Origin of the sequence: Rhodococcus sp. JVH1, assembly GCF_000280725.2 — a bacterium.
GTDB classification, from domain to species: Bacteria; Actinomycetota; Actinomycetes; order Mycobacteriales; family Mycobacteriaceae; genus Rhodococcus_F; species Rhodococcus_F jostii_A.
Genome location: NZ_CP166289.1, coordinates 2,396,493 through 2,413,396, shown reverse-complemented (window position 1 = coordinate 2,413,396; position 16,904 = coordinate 2,396,493). Strand labels below are relative to the sequence as shown.

Below are 16,904 nucleotides of genomic sequence, written 5' to 3'. Positions count from 1 at the left end.
AGCGCCTACCCGCAGACGGCGCCGCCCGAGGCGGAACCGACGAGCTTCGTGTACTTGGCCAGGACCCCGCGGGTGTAGCGCGGGGGCAGAGGCTCCCACCCGTTCTTGCGGCCGGCGAGTTCCTCTTCGTCGACGAGCAGTTCGAGGGTGCCCGTTCCGACGTCCAGTCGGATCTGGTCGCCGTCGCGGACGAACGCGATGGGACCGCCGTCGACGGCTTCCGGTGCCACGTGGCCGACGCACAGGCCGGTGGTGCCGCCGGAGAATCGGCCGTCGGTGAGCAGGAGGACGTCCTTGCCCAGCCCGGCGCCCTTGATCGCGCCGGTGATCGCGAGCATCTCGCGCATGCCGGGACCGCCCTTGGGGCCCTCGTAGCGGATGACCACGACGTCGCCGTTCGTGATGGTGCCGTCCTCGAGGGCATCCATCGCGGCGCGTTCCCGTTCGAAGACGCGGGCGGTGCCGGTGAAGACGTCGGAGTCGAACCCGGCCGACTTCACCACCGCGCCGCCCGGGGCGAGGGACCCCTTGAGGATCGTGATTCCGCCGGTCGGGTGGATGGGCGAACTCATCGCGCGGAGCACCTTGCCGTCCGGGTCGGGAGGGGCGATGGCCGACAGGTTCTCGGCCATGGTCTTGCCGGTGACGGTGAGGCAGTCGCCGTGCAGCATCCCGGCGTCGAGCAGGGCCTTCATGATGACGGGGACGCCGCCGATGTGGTCGACGTCCTTCATCACGTGCTTGCCGAACGGTTTGACGTCCGCGAGGTGCGGGACGCGGGCGCCGACGCGGGAGAAGTCGTCGAGGGTCAGTTCCACATCCGCTTCGCTCGCGATCGCCAGCAGGTGCAGGACGGCGTTGGTGGAACCGCCGAAGGCCATGACCACGGCGATGGCGTTCTCGAACGCTTCCTTGGTGAGGATGTCCCTGGCGGTGATGCCGCGGCGGAGCAGTTCGACGACGGCTTCACCGCTGCGCCTCGCGAATCCGTCGCGACGACGGTCGGTGGCGGGCGGGGAGGCGCTGCCGGGCAGCGACATGCCGAGCGCCTCGGCGGCACTGGCCATCGTGTTCGCGGTGTACATTCCGCCGCACGCGCCCTCGCCGGGACAGATGGCACGCTCGATGGCGTCGACGTCCTCACGGCTCATCAGTCCGCGCGAACAGGCGCCGACCGCCTCGAACGCGTCGATGATGGTGACGTCGCGTTCGGTGCCGTCGGACATTTTTGCGACACCGGGCAGGATCGAACCGGCGTAGAGGAACACGCTCGCGAGGTCGAGGCGGGCCGCGGCCATCAGCATGCCGGGCAGGGACTTGTCGCAACCGGCGAGGAGCACCGACCCGTCGAGGCGTTCGGCCTGCATCACCGTTTCCACGCTGTCGGCGATCACCTCACGGGAGACGAGGGAGAAGTGCATGCCCTCGTGTCCCATCGAGATGCCGTCGGACACGGAGATGGTGCCGAACTCGAGGGGATACCCGCCTGCGGCGTGGACGCCGTCCTTGACGGCCTTCGCGAGCCGGTCGAGCGACAGGTTGCAGGGGGTGATCTCGTTCCAGGACGACGCCACGCCGATCTGGGATTTCCCCCAGTCGTCGTCGCCCATGCCCACCGCACGGAGCATTCCGCGCGCTGCGGTCTTCTCCAATCCGTCGGTGACGTCACGGCTGCGGGGTTTGGGATCCGGGGTACTCATGTCACCCAGCGTAGGCGGGACCCTCCGCGGCGGTTGGTTAAATGCGTTGCCGGGGATCGCGACCGGTCAGGGCGATCAGGCGATCCTGCAGCGGCGAGTCGTCGGGAACGTCGACGGGGTCGGCGAACAGTCCGCTCTCGGAGAGCATCTCGCGTTGGCCGTCGAGATCCGACCAGACGCCGGCGACGAGGTGCGGGTCGAGTGTGTCGTCGGATCCGGTGGCCTTGGCGAGGTCCCATGCGTGGATGGTGACGTCGGCGATCTGCTGCCGCAGATACGGCTCGAGCGGCACCGTCCCGTAGGACAGGTGGACCTGCGTCTGCGGGTCGGTCGACGACCACGCGTGGATGGCCGCGTCCGAATACCGCTGCCATTCCGACCGCATGTCGCCGTGCAGGGGCTCGATGTCCGGGGTCGCTTCGCCGACCGTCTTCCCGGCAAGCAGTGGGGGAACCCACTGCTGTTCCTCGATGACGTGCCGCACCAGGTGGGTGACGTCCCATTCGCGGTCCGGGGTCGGCGCCGACCAGTCGGTGATCGCGGCGACCCGTGCACCGAACTCGCGGTGGGCGATGCGGGCGAGTTCGAACCAGTCGAATGCCATGTCTTCAGGGTAGAGCCAGCCGGGTCACGATCAGCGCGATTCCAAACGATGCACCTGTCGGGGTGCTCGGGAAGGATGGTGCGCATGACCAACATCCCCACCGTGCAGTTGTCCGAAGGCCTCACCGTCAGCGCGCAGGGCTACGGCGCCATGTCCGTCGCCCCCGTGTACGGCCCCGTCGATGCCGCGGAGGCGCTCGCGACCCTCCACCACGCCATCGACATCGGAGTGACGTTCATCGACACGGCCAACGTGTACGGCGACGGCGCGAGTGAGATCGCGGTGGGCACGGTGCTGAAGGAACGCCGCGACGAGGTGCAGCTGGCCACCAAGTTCGGTCTCGTCGGCAACATCGCGAACGGCCGGCGCAGCATCAACGGCAAGCCCGACTACGTGGCGCAGGCCCTCGACGAATCGCTGTCCCGGCTCGGCGTCGACACCGTCGATCTGTACTACCTGCACCGCGTCGACCCCGAGGTGCCCATCGAGGACACCGTCGGCGCGATCGCGGAACAGGTGAAGGCAGGCAAGGTCCGCAACATCGGACTGTCGGAGGCGACCGGCGACGAACTGCGTCGCGCGTCACAGGTGCACCCCATCGCCGCGATTCAGAGCGAGTGGAGCATCTGGAGCCGCGACGTCGAGAAGCACGTCGTTCCCGCGGCGGCCGAACTGGGCATCGGCTTCGTGCCGTACTCGCCGGTGGGCCGGGGCTTCCTCACCGGAACGTACGACCCGGCCACGCTGGGCGACAAGGATCTGCGCCGCCGGTTCCCGCGTTTCGGCGACGATGCACTGCCGGCGAACCTGAAGGTGCTCGACGTCGTCCGCGAGGTCGCTGCCGAACTCGACGCGACGCCCGCCCAGGTGTCGCTGGCGTGGCTGGACGCGAAGGGCCGCGAGTTCGGGTTGCCGTCCGTGTCGATTCCCGGCACCCGGTTCGCGGCGCGCGTCACGGAGAACGCCGGCGCGCTCGCAGTCACGCTGACCGAGGGGCAGATCGCGCGCCTGGACCTGCTCGCGGATCTCACCGTCGGCGAGCGCACGGCCGATCCGACCTGGGTGTCGCTGGGCCGCGAGTGACTTCACTCAGCGGGTAATGCCTGCTGGGGGGTAGTTTGATCTGCGATGAGCAGAGTGTGGTTGGTGTGGGGCGTCGGGGTTGTCGCTTATATCGTCGCCGTCCTGCATCGAACCTCGTTCGGTGTGTCGGGCCTCGCGGCGACGGAACGATTTTCGATCAGTCCGAGTGTGTTGTCGGGTTTCGTCGTACTCCAGATCGTGGTGTATGCGGGGATGCAGATCCCGGCGGGTGTGCTCCTCGACCGGTACGGGTCGCGGATCATGATTTCCGCGGGCGCCCTCATCATGGCCTCGGCACAGATGCTCCTCGCGCTCACCGAATCGCTGCCGCTGGCGGTCGCCGCGCGCGTTCTCGTCGGCGTCGGCGACGCGATGACGTTCATCTCCGTGCTGCGCCTGGTGCCGCAGTGGTTCGCGCCGCGGCGGGTCCCGCTCGTGTCGCAGCTGACCGGCATCTTCGGTCAGATCGGTCAGATCCTGTCGGCGCTGCCGTTGATGCTGTTGCTGAACGGGCCGGGCTGGAGTTTCGCGTACGGCAGCGCGGCGTCGCTCGGTTTGCTGTCGTTCGTGCTCGCCGTGTCCGTCATCCGCAATGCGCCGCCCGGTCTGGAGGTGGTGGCCGCGCCCGCCGGACTGCGGGAGGTGGGCAAGCAGATCCGCGCCGTGTGGGGTCGTCCCGGCACCCGGCTCGGGTTCTTCACCCACATGGGCACGCAGTTCTCGATGACCACGTTCGCCCTGTTGTGGGGTGTGCCGTACCTGAGGTCGGCGCAGGGGTTGTCGCCGGCGGAGGCCGGTTCGCTGCTGACCCTGTCGGTGATCTCGGCGATCGTGGCCGGGCCGATCATCGGCATCCTCAGCGGCCGGTTCCCGATGCGCCGCTCCTATCTGGTGCTGGCGATCATGATCAGCAACGCGGCGATCTGGACCGTCGTCCTGTCGCTGCCGGGTCCGGCGCCGATCTGGTTGCTGATCGTGCTGGTGATGGTGATCTCGGTGGGCGGCCCCGGTTCGATGATCGGCTTCGACTACGCCCGCATGTTCAATCCCAGCACCAGCATGGGAACGGCGCAGGGAATGGTCAACATCGGCGGCTTCCTGGCGTCGTTGCTGGTCATCCAGGCGATGGGTCTCATCCTCGACGTGATGGGCGGGTACTCGTTCGACGCGTTCCGGGTGGCCTGGCTCGTGCAGTACCCGGTCTGGATCGTGGCGATCACGGGTGTTCTGGTGACGCGTGGGAAGACGCGGAGGCAGATGGGATTGGTGCTGCGGCCCATTCGTCAGGTGTGGCGGGAGCGGGGCGGTCGCTGAAAGGGCTAGTTACACTCTTACATGATGTGTAACACTATAACGCATGAGCAATGAGCGATCGGAAGATCACGCCGTCCTGACGGCACCCCCGATGCAGTGGGACGCCTGGGGTGCGCCGGAAAAGCACAAGGTCCTCTCGGACGGCGTCAAAGGACTGCTCCAGCAGGCCCTCGGCGTCACGATCAGGGAACCCTCCGACCGGGTGGCCGACGACGTCGTCCTGGCTCCCAGCGCACTGTCAGACCAGCAGATCGCCGCGCTCGCGGGCATCGTCGGAGAACAGTTCTGCAGCACCGCGCACTCCGACCGGCTGCTGCGTTCCGGCGGCAAGAGCACGCTCGACCTGCTGCGTCGCCGCAGCACCGAACCGCAGAATGCACCCGACGCCGTGATCACTCCCGGCACCGACGCCGAGGTCGCCGACGTGCTCCGATACTGCGCCGACCACGGCATCGCGGTGGTGCCGTTCGGGGGCGGAACGAGCGTGGTCGGCGGACTCGACCCCGTGCGCGACCGATTCGACGCCGTCGTCTCGCTGGACCTGCGCCGGTTCGACGCGCTCATCGACCTCGACACCGACTCCGGCATCGCGACGCTGGGCGCGGGCGTGACGGGTCCGCTCGCCGAGGAACTGCTCGGCGCGCACGGCTTCTCGCTCGGGCACTTCCCGCAGAGCTTCATGTTCGCGACCATCGGCGGCTTCGCGGCCACCCGGTCGTCGGGGCAGGCGTCCGCGGGGTACGGGCGGTTCGAGGACATGGTGCAGGGACTGCGGGTGGTGACCCCCACCGGGACCCTCGACACGGGGCGCGCCCCGGCCTCCGCGGCGGGTCCGGACCTCGGCGAATTGTTCGTCGGGTCGGAGGGCACGCTCGGCGTGATCACCCGGGTGCGGGTGCGGGTGCACGCGGTCCCCGACACCACCGTCCGGGAAGGGTGGAGTTTCCCCGACTTCGAGACGGGCGCGGCGGCTCTGCGTGCGTTGCGGCAGGAAGGTGCGGTCCCGACCGTGCTGCGACTGTCCGACGAGGCGGAGACGGCGGTGAACCTCGCGACCACCGACAAGATCGGTGAGGAGACCGTCACCGGCGGCTGCCTGGCGATCACGACGTTCGAGGGCACCGCCGAGCACACCGCGGAGCGGACGGCGGAGGCTCGTGCCGTGCTGGTGGCGCACGGCGGCACGTCCCTGGGCGAGGGGCCCGGAAACGGTTGGGAGCACGGCCGTTTCGACGCACCGTACCTGCGCGACTCGCTGCTCGACGCCGGAGCGCTGTGTGAGACACTGGAAACCGCGACCACCTGGGGCAACCTCGCTGCGCTCCGCACGGCCGTGACCACCGCGCTGACGGAGTCGCTGTCCGGGCAGGGCACCCCGCCGCTCGTCCTCTGCCACATCTCGCACACGTACCCGACCGGCGCCTCGCTGTATTTCACCGTCGTGTCCGCGCAGGCGGACGACCCGATCGAACAGTGGCGGAAGGCCAAGACCGCCGCCGGTGATGCGATCGTCGCCGCCGGCGGCACCATCACGCACCACCACGCGGTCGGAGTCGACCACCGCCCGTGGATGCGGGACGAGATCGGCGACCTGGGCGTCGCGATTCTGCGGGCGGTCAAGGACACGGTCGATCCGGTGGGAATCCTCAACCCCGGCAAGCTGATTCCGTGAGCACCCAGCAGGTGATCGAGAAGGTCACCGTCCTCGTCAACCCCCTCGCCGGTCACGGTCACGCACCCGTCGCCGGCCGCAAGGGGGTGGCCCGCCTGCGTGAGCGCGGGGTCGCCGTCACCGAGATCATCGGAACGGATGCCGATCACGCGCGCATGCTGGCCCGCCGGGCGATCGACGACGGCACCGACGCGCTCGTCGTCGTCGGCGGGGACGGCGCCATCAGCATCGGGTTGCAGGCGGCGGCGCAGTCCGGGACGCCGGTCGGGCTGATCCCGGCCGGCACCGGCAACGACCACGCGCGCGAATTCGGTATCCCCGTCGGCGATCCCGTCGCCGCGGCCGACGTGATCGCCGACGGGGAGGTGCAGGAGTCCGACCTCGCCAGGATCACGCTCACGGACGGCACGGTGGTGTGGGCGGGCACCATCGTGGCGAGCGGATTCGACTCGCTCGTCACGGACCGCGCCAACCGGATGTCCTGGCCGAAGGGTCCGATGCGGTACAACCTCGCGATGCTCGCCGAACTGACGCAGCTCCGCCCGCTGCACTACAGCATCGAACTGGACGAGGAGAGGTTCCAGGTGGACGCCACCCTCGTGGCGGTGGGCAACGGACGCTCCTACGGCGGCGGCATGCAGATCTGCCCGGGCGCCGACAAGACCGACGGCCTGCTCGACGTCACGGTCGTCGACTACGGTCGCCGGTCGAGGCTGGTCCGCTTGTTCCCCCGGGTCTACAAGGGCACACACGTGGATCTCCCCGACGTGCAGACCTACCGTTCACGAACGGTGCGATTGCAGTGCGACGGCATCACGGCCTACGCGGACGGCGACCGGGTCGGCCCGCTGCCCGTCACCATCGAGGCGGTGCCGGCCGCCCTGCGCATCCTCAGCCACACCCCGGCCTGAGCGGTCACGACCCGCGCAACCGGTCCATCTCGCGGCGTTCGCGTTTGGTGGGCCTGCCGGCGCCGCGGTCGCGCTGCGGTATCGACGCGAGGACTTCGCGCGGTGGGGGCGGTGGTGTGTTGTCGGTGTAGCACTCGACCGCCACCACCGCGCCGACCCGTTTGGTGATCGGCCGGACAACCTCGACGATGCGTTCGACACCCGCCGCGCGAATGCGGACCTCGTCACCGGCCTTGACCGGCTGCGCCGGTTTGGCGGTGGTGCCGTTGACCCGCACGTGCCCCGACCTGCAGGCGGCCGCCGCCGCGGAGCGCGTCTTGAACAGCCGGGTCGCCCAGGTCCAGCTGTCGACCCGGACGCTCGCGGGATCGGTACCGGAAATCGCCACCCGACCAGGATACGAAAGCGCGCGTGACGGTGTGGCCTGCGGGCGCGTCACCCGTTCGGGGGAGTACGGTTCGACCGGGCGAGGGTCGGTTGCACTGCCGGGCCGGTGACGTCGCAATGTGGTTTGCATGCAACCGAATCCGCGGGGGGAGTCGGCGGGGCGGGCGCCCGGATCAGGGCTGCGGCGATGGTCGCCCCGACCAGGAGCAGTGCGATGCAGATGTACATCGCGATGCGGAAGCCCTGCGAGAAGCTGTCGGGGTCGATCATGCTTTCGGCGTCGATCCCGGCGATCCCGGGGAGTGCGGCCACCGCCAGCAGCTGGCTGGTGCGCGCGACGGCGTTGTTCACCCCGGAGGCGATTCCGGACTGTTCCACCGGGACCGACCCGAGCACGGCGGCGGTCAGCGGCGCGACCATGGCGGACAGTCCGAGGCCGAAGACGACGACGCCGGGGAGCACGACCGTCCAATAGTTCGCACCCGGCCCGATCCGGGTCATCAACAGCAGGCCGATCGCTGCGAGTGCGGGCCCGACGGTCATCGGCAGCCGTGGGCCGTGGGTCTGGGCGTAGCTGCCGGCGCGGGAGGAGAACGCCAGCATCGCCAGCGTGATCGGGATGGTGGCGACTCCGGCTTCGATCGGCGAGTATCCGGCCACCAACTGCAACTGCAGGACCAGGAGGAAGAAGACGCCGCCGAGTGCGGCGTACACGGCGAGCGTCACCAGGTTTGCCACCACGAACATGCGCGACCCGAACAGGCTCGGCGGCACCAGGGCGTTCGGTGAGCGCCGTTCCACCACGACGAACGCGATCAGCGCGACGGTCCCGACCACCCCGGCGATCAGGTTCATCTCGATCAGACCGTAGGTGAGCGCGCCGAGGCCGATCACCGCGCACACCGACCCGAGCACGTCGAGGTGATCGGGCGGATGCGGGTCGCGGCTCTCCGGGACGTGCCGCATCGACGCCCACACGACGACGACGGCGAACGGAAGATTGAGCAGGAACACCGACCGCCAGCCGGCCACCTCCACCAGCCAGCCGCCCAGGAGAGGGCCGATCGCCCCCGCCACCCCGCCGAGTCCCGACCACAGTCCGATCGCGGCACCCCGGTCGTCCTCGTGGATCGAGGCCGAGATCAGAGCGAGGCTGCCGGGGGTCAGCATCGCGGCCCCGACACCCTGCAGAATCCGTGCGATCACGAGCATCGTGATGTCGGGTGCGATGCCGCACAGGAGTGACGCCGCCGCGAACCAGACCGTCCCCCAGACGAAGACGCGGCGCCTGCCCCAGCGATCCCCGAGCGCCCCGCCCAGCAGGATCAGCGACGCCAGGGCGAGGGTGTACCCGCTCAGTACCCACTGCATTCCCGCGACATCCGACCCGAGGTCCTCGCCGATGTGCGGCAGGGCGATGTTCACCACCGTGCCGTCCAGTAGCGCGAGGCTCGAACCGAGAACGGTCGCGGTGATCACCCACCGCCCTTGGCGGGTGCTCAGGCGCAGAACTGTCTCGGTCATCTCCCCATGGTGCGCCGCGGTTCAGGCAGCGCGGTACTCGTTGCGATTTCTCGCGCGGGCTTCGGCATACTCGACATCGTTGCCCGGTCGAAACCGAAAGTCGAGAGCCTGCACGTGTACATCGAAGTCGACGACCTGTCCCGCGAGGCCGTGCACGGACTGTTGGCCGAGCACCTGGCGGACATGCGTGCCACGTCGCCGCCCGACAGTGTTCACGCCCTCGATCTGCCCGGCTTGCGGGACCCGTCGGTCACCGTGTGGACGCTCTGGGACGAGGAGACGGTGCTGGGAACCGTGGCTCTGCGTGAGCTCTCGCCGGCCGAGGGCGAGATCAAGTCGATGCGGACGGCCACCGAGGCGCGCGGGCGGGGTGTGGCCAGCCGGCTCCTCGCGCATCTGGTCGACGAGGCGCGGGCACGCGGGTACGTCCGGCTCAACCTCGAGACCGGCACCGAGGACTTCTTCGCCCCGGCCAGGCGCCTGTACACCGAGCACGGCTTCACCGAATGCCCCCCGTTCGGGAGCTACGGCAACGATCCGAACAGCATCTTCTTCACACTCGCCCTGTGACGGCCCGGTCCGTGCGACACTTTCCGCCACGCACCTCGATATACGGAGAACTCATGGACATCATGCGCAAGGTCGCAGTCGGGGCCGTCGCGGTGGCCGGCCTGTCTTTCTTCGCCGCGGGGACGGCCGCGGCAGACCCGGTGCCGGCGCCCATGCCGCCGCCGCTACCCGCGCCGATGCCGGTCCCATTGCCTGCGGGGACATACCTCGGCACCACCAACGTTCTCGGTGGCGACCTGATCTGGAAGGGCAAGACGTTCGGGCCCGGCTGGGTCATGGACAACTTCGGTGTGTTCTTTCCGTACATCTTCGGCATGACCACCCCGGAAGCGAGCGGTTCCCTCGTCACCGACTACAGCCCTTCCGGGCTGCCGTTCCTGACCGACCGGATCACCCCGAGGCCCGACGGCACCTACGAGGGCACCGTCTACATCAACGGCAACCCCGTGGCGGGGTACGCCCTCCACAAGTAGGCGATCAGCAGGGCTACACCTTCGACGGTGCGAGCGGTTCGGGGGTAATCGAGTTCGGCGCTGCGGGGGTGACGCGGCGAGTGGGGATGGCCAGCGTGATGGCCGCGGCGACCAGTGCGACACCGCAACCGATCAACAGGCCGGTTCGGAAGCCGCCCTCGGTGGGCAGGGTGTGGCCGGCGACCTGGACGCTCATCTGGGCGAGAACCACACCGACGACGGCAGCGGACACCGCGGTACCGACCGAGCGCATCAGAGAATTGACGCTGTTGGCGGAGGCGGTCGCGGACTGCGGCACGGCGCTCATCACCAGGGCGGGCATCGCACCGTAGGCCAGACCGACGCCCGAGCCGCAGATACAGGTCACCACGACCAGGCCCCACGTCGACCCCATCAGGAACATCGACGATCCGTAGCCGAGCGCGATGACGAGGCTTCCGACGAGCAGGGTGACCTTCGGCCCGCGGGTGGATGACAGCTTGGCGCCGAAAGGGGAGACCGCCATCATCATCAGACCCGAGGGGGCCATCCACAGACCCATGGCCAGCATCGACTGTCCCAGGCCGTATCCCGTAGACGCCGGCAACTGCAGGAGCTGTGGAACGATCAGGGACTGGGCGTACATGGCGAAGCCGACGACGACGGACGCGGCGTTGGTCAGCAGCACCTGACGGCCGGCGATCACCCGCAGGTCGACCAGCGGTTCGGGAGTGCGGAGTTCCCACCAGCCCCAGGCCGTCAACGCGACGACCGTGGTCGCGAACAGACCGAGGGTGGTGCTGCTCGCCCAGCCCCAGTCGGCGCCCTTGGACACAGCCAGCAGCAGGGACACCAGTCCGACACCCAGTCCGACTGCGCCGATGGGATCGAAGCGGGCCTTGGGTCCGTGGACGGGTGTGGCAGGCACGAAGAACCAGAGCAGCACGGCGATCAGCGCGCTGAGCCCGGCGGCGCCCCAGAACAGCACGCGCCAGCTCGCATTCTCCGCGACCGTTGCGGCGAGCGGCAGACCGAGGGCGCCGCCGATGCCCATGGACGAGCTCATCAAGGCGATGGAGGAGTGCAGGCGCTCGGGCGGCAGCAGGTCCCGCAGTGCGCTGATTCCCAGCGGAATCATGCCCACACCGATGCCCTGCAGCCCTCGGCCGATCACCATCGGGGCCAGGGACGTCGCGACCGCACAGACCACCGAGCCCAGGACGAGCGGAACCGTGCAGATCAGCATCATCCGCCGCTTGCCGTACAGGTCGCCGAGACGTCCGGTGACCGGTGTCGCCACGGCGCCGGCGAGCAGCGTCGCGGTGATCACCCAGGACGCGTTGGAGGCGGTCGTGTCGAGCAGTCGGGGGAGGTCGCCGATCAGCGGCACCACGAGGGTCTGCATGAGCGCGGCGACGATGCCGGTGAAGGCCAGCACGGCGACGAGGCCGCCCGGTCGGACGGCGGGCGTCGGACTGTCCACACGAATCTCCTCAACTCAGCGAAACACAATTTGTGCACCATACACAGCGTATGCATGGTGCACAACGTATGTATCGTGCAATGAGTTCAGGTGGGGCGTTTTCCGAGGTAGGCGGCGGCGAGTCCGCACGCGACCACGGCAACCACCGACAGTCCGGTCGATGTCCACGCCCACGAGTCCGGCCCCGGCGTGCTCTCGGATCCGACGAGCGGCGCGTACGCCGTCCACCCGTAGTCGGCGATCAGCGGGACGGCCAGCGCGGCCGGCACCGCCAGCGACATCGCGGTGACCGATTCGCTCGACGGCAGACTCGACGCGACCGTGTACGACGCCGCGAGCGGAAGGAGGAGCCACGTCGCACCGGCGTGCAGGTTGTCCCACGGCGGGTGCTCGAACAGCGCCGCCGCGGCCACGACTGCGAGTGCCGCGATGCCGAACACCGGCTGCGGGAAGCGCCTGCCGAGCACGGCACCCGTCAACGCGAGCGCCGCGGGCACCAGCAGCCACGGCCAGGAGTCCGGGAACGCCACGCCGATGTCCCCCGCGGCGACGAAGGCCATCGCGGCAAGCAACACGATCCCGGTGCGGCCCTCCAGCCACAGCGAGGCGGCGATCACCACCACGACGAGGACGAGTCCGAACATCCACCGGCCCTGCGTCGCACCGTAAGTGCCCACGTCCCAGACACGACGAACGAACCACCAGCACAGCACCAGCCCGATCAACGGCAGAACGATCCCGACGACGAGGGCGCGCCCGCTCACCGCGGCGAGCGTCCGCTCACCGAAGTCGCCGGACGCGAGCGTGACGGCCAGAACCACGGCCGTGAGCGCCAGGACGGTCAGCATCACCGGCTCGAACAAGGGTTCCGGAAGGTAGTCCGCGTAGCGCCGGGGAACCGGCGTCCGGAAATGGTCGATCGGTCCGGCGAGGAGGAGTCCGGTGAGAACCCCCGCCGCGAGTGCGGTCTGCGACCACGCCCGGTCGGCGGTGGCGCACAGTCCGACGATGCCGCCGAGCAGAAGGCCCGCACCGACTCCGCCGAGATACACCTCGGACTCCCACGGCCCCGTCGCCGGAGCGACACCCAGCAGCGCCAGGCCGGTGAACGACAGCGTCGACAGGATCCGGCGGGCACGAACCAGCGTTGCCACCAGGACGGCGACGATCGCGGCGAGGAAGGCGCCTGCGGCCGGACCGACATACAACGCTTCCAGGCGGTCGCCGTCGACCACGAACGCGAACTCACTGGACGTGGTGGACCTCAACGCAATTCCCGCGACGAACCCGCCCAGCAGCAGGCACACGTGCGAGATACTGAATGTCATCCCCTGAGCATCGCGTAAGGGCACCGGCCTTGAAGTGACCGACGCGCAGGAGAAGGCTGGAGGTCGTGCTGTGCCCGCGGCAGAGAAGGGGTGGTCCGCTTGGTCATCGACAACGACGTCTACAACCGGGTGGGGGAGTCGTGGTGGGAGGAAGACAACCCACTCAACCTGCTGCACGGAAGTCTGACGCCGGGACGATTCGCCTACTTCCGAAAGGTGCTCGGCGAAACGGTCGGTCGTGACCATCGCGGACTCCGCCCCCTCGACGTCGGTTCGGGCGGCGGGTTCCTCGCGGAGGAGTTCACCCGCATCGGTTTCCAGGTGACGGGCATCGATCCGTCCCCGGTATCGGTCGACACCGCGCGGCGTCACGCGGCCGGCTCGGCACTCGACATCGAGTACCGCATCGGGTCGGGGGAACACCTGCCGGTGCCGGATGCCACGTTCGACGTCGCCTACTGCTGCGACGTCCTCGAGCACGTGTCGGATCTCGACGGAGTGATCGCCGAGACGTCCCGTGTGCTGAAACCTGGCGGCCTGTACCTGTTCGACACCATCAACCGCACATTCGCCAGCAAGCTCGTCGCGATCAAGATCATGCAGGAGTGGCGGATGACCCGGATGTTCGACACTCCCATCCACGACTGGTCGATGTGTATCCGTCCAGCCGAGCTGGCGCCGATCATGGAGCTGCACGGTCTGCGGCTCGGCGAGATCGTCGGGCTCGGGCCTCGGTCGAAGAATCCTCTCCGGCTCCTCGACCTCGCCCGGGCAGGCGGAACACGGCTCAGCTACGGGGAGTTGAGTCGCCGGCTCGACTTCGGGCAGATCCGGAGCACGGCCATCTCCTACATGGGATTTGCGGTCAAGAACGGCGAAAGCCCGCCGCGACGACGCGACGGGCTTCCGGACGGGCGTGATCAGCTGTAGTCGTAGAAGCCCTTGCCGCTCTTCTTGCCGAGCTGTCCGGCGTCGACCTTGCGCTTGAGCAACGTCGGGGGAGCGTAGTGCGGCTCGGCGAACTCCGCGTACAGCGACTCCGCCGCGGCGAGGGTGATGTCGAGACCGACGGTGTCGATGAGCGTCAGCGGGCCCATCGGGTAGCCGCAGCCGCCCTTCATGGCCTCGTCGATGTCCTCGGCGGTGGCGTACCCCGACTCCAGCATCCGGACCGCCGACGTGAGGTACGGGATGAGCAGCGCGTTCACGATGAAGCCCGCGCGGTCACCGGCCCGCACCGTCTTCTTGCGCAGCGTGTTCTTCGCGTAGTCGGTGACCGCGAGGACGGTCTCCTCCGACGTGACCAGGCTGACCACGATCTCCACCAGCGGCATCACTGGCACCGGGTTGAAGAAGTGGACGCCCACAACCTGCCCGGGACGCTGCGTGGCGTTGGCCATCTTGATCAGCGGGATGGACGACGTGTTGGACGCCAGGATGCCCGACGGCTTCACGATCTTGTCGAGCTTCTGGAAGATGTCGACCTTGAGCGACTCGATCTCCGGTGCCGCCTCGATCACGAGGTCGCGGTCCGCGAACTCCTCGATGTCGAGGGTGACCCGCACGCGGGCGAGCGCGGCATCCGCGGCGTCCTGGTCGAGCTTGCCCGCCTTGACCCCGCGAGCCAGGGACTTCTCGATCCGGGCCTGCGCGGCCTCGGCGAATTCCGGCTTGGTCTCGAGGATGAGAACCGAGCTGCCGGCCTTGATACATACCTCGGCGATGCCGGCACCCATGGTGCCGCCGCCGATCACGCCTACTAGTTCCACAAATTCTCCTCACGTAGCCGTGCGTGGTTAGCGAGTCCAGAGACTCGGTAACCACGCACGGGTGGCGTAGCCGCCTACTTCAACAGTGCACGCGACATCACGACGCGCTGGATTTGGTTCGTGCCTTCGTAGATCTGAGTGATCTTTGCATCACGCATCATCCGCTCGACAGGGAAGTCGGTGGTGTAGCCGGCGCCACCGAACAGCTGGACGGCGTCGGTGGTGACCTCCATCGCGACGTCGGAGGCGAAGCACTTGGCGGCCGCGGAGATGAATCCGAGGTTCTTCTCGCCGCGCTCGGCGCGGGCCGCGGAGGTGTAAACCATGAGGCGTGCGGCCTCGACCTTCATCGCCATGTCGGCGAGCATGAACTGCACGGCCTGGAAGTCGCTGATCGACTTGCCGAACTGCTTGCGGTCCTTGGTGTAGGCGAGGGCGGCGTCGAGGGCGCCCTGCGCGAGGCCGACTGCCTGCGCGCCGATGGTGGGACGGGTGTGGTCGAGGGTCTGCAGCGCCGTCTTGAAACCGGTGCCGGGCTCGCCGATGATGCGGTCGCCGGGGATCTTGCAGTTCTCGAAGTAGAGCTCCGCGGTGGGCGAACCCTTGATGCCGAGCTTCTTCTCCTTCGGTCCGACGACGAAGCCCTCGTCGTTCTCGTGGACCATGAACGCGGAGATGCCGTTGGCGCCCTTGTCGGCGTCGGTGACGGCCATGACGGTGTACCAGCTGGACTTGCCACCGTTGGTGATCCAGCACTTGGAGCCGTTGAGGATCCAGTCGTCGCCGTCGGCCTTGGCGCGGGTGCGCATGCTGGCGGCGTCGGAACCGGCCTCACGCTCGGACAGCGCGTAGGACGCCATGGCCTCGCCGGACGCGAGCTGCGGCAGGACCTGCTGCTTGAGTTCTTCGGACCCGTTGAGGATGAGGCCCATGGTGCCGAGCTTGTTGACGGCGGGGATCAGGGAGGAGGAGCCGCAGACGCGGGCGACCTCTTCGATGACGATGCAGGTGGCGACGGAGTCGGCGCCCTGGCCGTCGTATTCCTCGGGGACGTGGATGGCGTTGAACCCGGAGTTCACGAGGGCGACGCGGGCCTCTTCGGGGAAGCGTGCGTCCTCGTCGACCTGCTTCGCGTAGGGGGCGATCTCCTTCTCGGAGAGCGCGCGGATCGCGGACCGCAGTTCGTCGTGCTCTTCACCGAGCTTGAACAGATCGAAGTCCGGATTTCCGGCCATGGGGCGCTCCTTGCTGAGTCTCGACGGCACCGAGTCTGAATAGGCACTCCGTGCCAGGGTTATTGTCGTTCAGGTGGGCCGCAATGTTCGTGGTCGGCAAACTACTGCCACTACAGTGCAGTCAACCACGGCACTGAGTGCCAGTCAAGGGTGGTTGTCGTCACCCGGCCGCCTCAGCCCCGGCGCCGGGACAGCTGGGCCTGGATACGCCCGGTGATCTCGTCCACCGGCGTTCCCGGCGGGTACGACACCACCAGCACGGCGTCCTGTTCCTGCGTCGATGCCCCCGGAGCGACGCCGAACGTCCGGCGCACGTCGAGGAGGGCCCGCTCGAGTTCCTCGGCGGTGGCGTCGGGATCGCCCTTGATCATGTTCCGGAGCAGGAAGTTGTGGCACGCGGTGACAGCGGCCGCGAATCCGATGACCTTCAGGACCGGCTCGGTGGGTACGACACCGCGCAGGTAGTCGACGAACAACCGCTCGTAGCGGAAGCCGGTGACGATCTCCCGGTCGCGCAGGGCGGGCACCCGCTGCACCACCTGGTACCGGCGAGCCGACAGCTCCCGGTTCTCGCGGAACCTGTCGAAGACCAGGCCGGCCGTCCTGCAGACCGCGGCCCACGGGTCATCGGAATCCGTGGACAGATAATCGCCTGCCTGCTGCAACAGTGATTCGTGATCGGCGAAGATCACGTCCTCCTTGGAGCGGAACTGGCGGAAGAACGTCCGCCGGGACACGCCCGCCGCGGACGCGATCTGCTCGACGGTCGTCGCCTCGTACCCGTTCTCGGAGAACAGCCGGATGGCCTGCGCCACGACGTGGACGCGGAAGTCCGCGGGATCGATGCCGGGTGTGTCGACGCGCTCGGTCAT

At 68.5% G+C, this 16,904-nt stretch carries 16 protein-coding genes; 7 read left to right on the top strand and 9 right to left on the bottom strand.

Going from position 1 to position 16,904, the window contains the following annotated elements:
* Window positions 1-5: 5 nt before the first annotated feature.
* Both ilvD and JVH1_RS10870 read right to left on the bottom strand, forming a co-directional pair.
* Window positions 6-1,700: a dihydroxy-acid dehydratase gene (gene ilvD, locus JVH1_RS10875; protein ID WP_009478121.1), complete on the bottom strand. Its 1,695-nt coding sequence runs from the start codon at window positions 1,698-1,700 to the stop codon at window positions 6-8.
* Between the two features lie 37 nt (window positions 1,701-1,737).
* The gene (locus tag JVH1_RS10870) at window positions 1,738-2,304 is read right to left on the bottom strand and encodes a TIGR03086 family metal-binding protein (RefSeq protein ID WP_009478122.1); all 567 of its coding nucleotides are present in this window, start codon (window positions 2,302-2,304) and stop codon (window positions 1,738-1,740) included.
* Between the two features lie 84 nt (window positions 2,305-2,388).
* On the opposite strand from JVH1_RS10870, the gene JVH1_RS10865 reads away from it, so the two are divergent.
* From JVH1_RS10865 to JVH1_RS10850, 4 genes are all read left to right on the top strand, one after another.
* Complete coding sequence (locus JVH1_RS10865; protein WP_009478123.1) at window positions 2,389-3,387, top strand: aldo/keto reductase; 999 nt, start codon at window positions 2,389-2,391, stop codon at window positions 3,385-3,387.
* Window positions 3,388-3,432: 45 nt separating this feature from the next.
* Entirely contained in the window at window positions 3,433-4,701 is a 1,269-nt protein-coding gene (locus JVH1_RS10860; protein ID WP_043781012.1) for a nitrate/nitrite transporter, read from the top strand.
* A gap of 91 nt (window positions 4,702-4,792) precedes the next feature.
* Window positions 4,793-6,373: an FAD-binding oxidoreductase gene (locus JVH1_RS10855; RefSeq protein ID WP_043781060.1), complete on the top strand. Its 1,581-nt coding sequence runs from the start codon at window positions 4,793-4,795 to the stop codon at window positions 6,371-6,373.
* Window positions 6,370-7,284 (top strand): diacylglycerol kinase, encoded by a 915-nt coding sequence (locus JVH1_RS10850; RefSeq protein WP_009478126.1) that lies wholly within the window; start codon window positions 6,370-6,372, stop codon window positions 7,282-7,284. Before JVH1_RS10855 ends, JVH1_RS10850 begins: the two co-directional genes overlap by 4 nt.
* 4 nt (window positions 7,285-7,288) lie before the next feature.
* Here the strand turns inward: JVH1_RS10850 and JVH1_RS10845 are convergent, their stop codons facing one another.
* Entirely contained in the window at window positions 7,289-7,672 is a 384-nt protein-coding gene (locus JVH1_RS10845) for an RNA-binding S4 domain-containing protein (RefSeq protein ID WP_009478127.1), read from the bottom strand.
* A 47-nt stretch (window positions 7,673-7,719) separates the two neighbouring features.
* Window positions 7,720-9,195 (bottom strand): MFS transporter, encoded by a 1,476-nt coding sequence (locus tag JVH1_RS10840; RefSeq protein ID WP_043781014.1) that lies wholly within the window; start codon window positions 9,193-9,195, stop codon window positions 7,720-7,722.
* Between the two features lie 6 nt (window positions 9,196-9,201).
* Between JVH1_RS10840 and JVH1_RS10835 the strand changes: the two genes are divergently transcribed.
* Complete coding sequence (locus tag JVH1_RS10835; protein WP_009478129.1) at window positions 9,202-9,765, top strand: GNAT family N-acetyltransferase; 564 nt, start codon at window positions 9,202-9,204, stop codon at window positions 9,763-9,765.
* 53 nt (window positions 9,766-9,818) lie between these two features.
* The gene (locus JVH1_RS10830) at window positions 9,819-10,238 is read left to right on the top strand and encodes a hypothetical protein (RefSeq protein ID WP_005561883.1); all 420 of its coding nucleotides are present in this window, start codon (window positions 9,819-9,821) and stop codon (window positions 10,236-10,238) included.
* 13 nt (window positions 10,239-10,251) lie between these two features.
* Here JVH1_RS10830 and JVH1_RS10825 read toward each other — a convergent pair whose 3' ends face one another.
* On the bottom strand, window positions 10,252-11,700 hold the full coding sequence (locus JVH1_RS10825) for an MFS transporter (protein WP_009478130.1): 1,449 nt from the start codon (window positions 11,698-11,700) through the stop codon (window positions 10,252-10,254).
* Between the two features lie 86 nt (window positions 11,701-11,786).
* Window positions 11,787-13,028, bottom strand: a complete 1,242-nt coding sequence (locus tag JVH1_RS10820; RefSeq protein ID WP_009478131.1) for a membrane protein — start codon at window positions 13,026-13,028, stop codon at window positions 11,787-11,789.
* A 90-nt stretch (window positions 13,029-13,118) separates the two neighbouring features.
* On the opposite strand from JVH1_RS10820, the gene ubiG reads away from it, so the two are divergent.
* Window positions 13,119-13,958, top strand: coding sequence for a bifunctional 2-polyprenyl-6-hydroxyphenol methylase/3-demethylubiquinol 3-O-methyltransferase UbiG (gene ubiG, locus JVH1_RS10815; protein ID WP_043781017.1), 840 nt, complete (start codon window positions 13,119-13,121; stop codon window positions 13,956-13,958).
* Here the strand turns inward: ubiG and JVH1_RS10810 are convergent.
* The 3 genes from JVH1_RS10810 to JVH1_RS10800 all read right to left on the bottom strand — a co-directional run bounded on the left by JVH1_RS10810 (window position 13,949) and on the right by JVH1_RS10800 (window position 16,904).
* Window positions 13,949-14,797, bottom strand: a complete 849-nt coding sequence (locus JVH1_RS10810) for a 3-hydroxybutyryl-CoA dehydrogenase (protein WP_005561875.1) — start codon at window positions 14,795-14,797, stop codon at window positions 13,949-13,951. The two genes, ubiG and JVH1_RS10810, sit on opposite strands and share 10 nt — an antisense overlap.
* Before the next feature lie 74 nt (window positions 14,798-14,871).
* Window positions 14,872-16,032 (bottom strand): acyl-CoA dehydrogenase, encoded by a 1,161-nt coding sequence (locus tag JVH1_RS10805; RefSeq protein WP_009478133.1) that lies wholly within the window; start codon window positions 16,030-16,032, stop codon window positions 14,872-14,874.
* Between the two features lie 173 nt (window positions 16,033-16,205).
* Window positions 16,206-16,904, bottom strand: coding sequence for a TetR family transcriptional regulator (locus JVH1_RS10800; RefSeq protein WP_009478134.1), 699 nt, complete (start codon window positions 16,902-16,904; stop codon window positions 16,206-16,208).

Coding starts and splice junctions, on each gene's coding strand:
- ilvD (WP_009478121.1), bottom strand. CDS start 1,700: ATGAGTACCCCGGATCCCAAACCCCGCAGCCGTGACGTCACCGACGGA.
- JVH1_RS10870 (WP_009478122.1), bottom strand. CDS start 2,304: ATGGCATTCGACTGGTTCGAACTCGCCCGCATCGCCCACCGCGAGTTC.
- JVH1_RS10865 (WP_009478123.1), top strand. CDS start 2,389: ATGACCAACATCCCCACCGTGCAGTTGTCCGAAGGCCTCACCGTCAGC.
- JVH1_RS10860 (WP_043781012.1), top strand. CDS start 3,433: ATGAGCAGAGTGTGGTTGGTGTGGGGCGTCGGGGTTGTCGCTTATATC.
- JVH1_RS10855 (WP_043781060.1), top strand. CDS start 4,793: ATGCAGTGGGACGCCTGGGGTGCGCCGGAAAAGCACAAGGTCCTCTCG.
- JVH1_RS10840 (WP_043781014.1), bottom strand. CDS start 9,195: ATGACCGAGACAGTTCTGCGCCTGAGCACCCGCCAAGGGCGGTGGGTG.
- JVH1_RS10835 (WP_009478129.1), top strand. CDS start 9,202: ATGGTGCGCCGCGGTTCAGGCAGCGCGGTACTCGTTGCGATTTCTCGC.
- JVH1_RS10830 (WP_005561883.1), top strand. CDS start 9,819: ATGGACATCATGCGCAAGGTCGCAGTCGGGGCCGTCGCGGTGGCCGGC.
- JVH1_RS10820 (WP_009478131.1), bottom strand. CDS start 13,028: ATGACATTCAGTATCTCGCACGTGTGCCTGCTGCTGGGCGGGTTCGTC.
- JVH1_RS10805 (WP_009478133.1), bottom strand. CDS start 16,032: ATGGCCGGAAATCCGGACTTCGATCTGTTCAAGCTCGGTGAAGAGCAC.
- JVH1_RS10800 (WP_009478134.1), bottom strand. CDS start 16,904: ATGACCGAGCGCGTCGACACACCCGGCATCGATCCCGCGGACTTCCGC.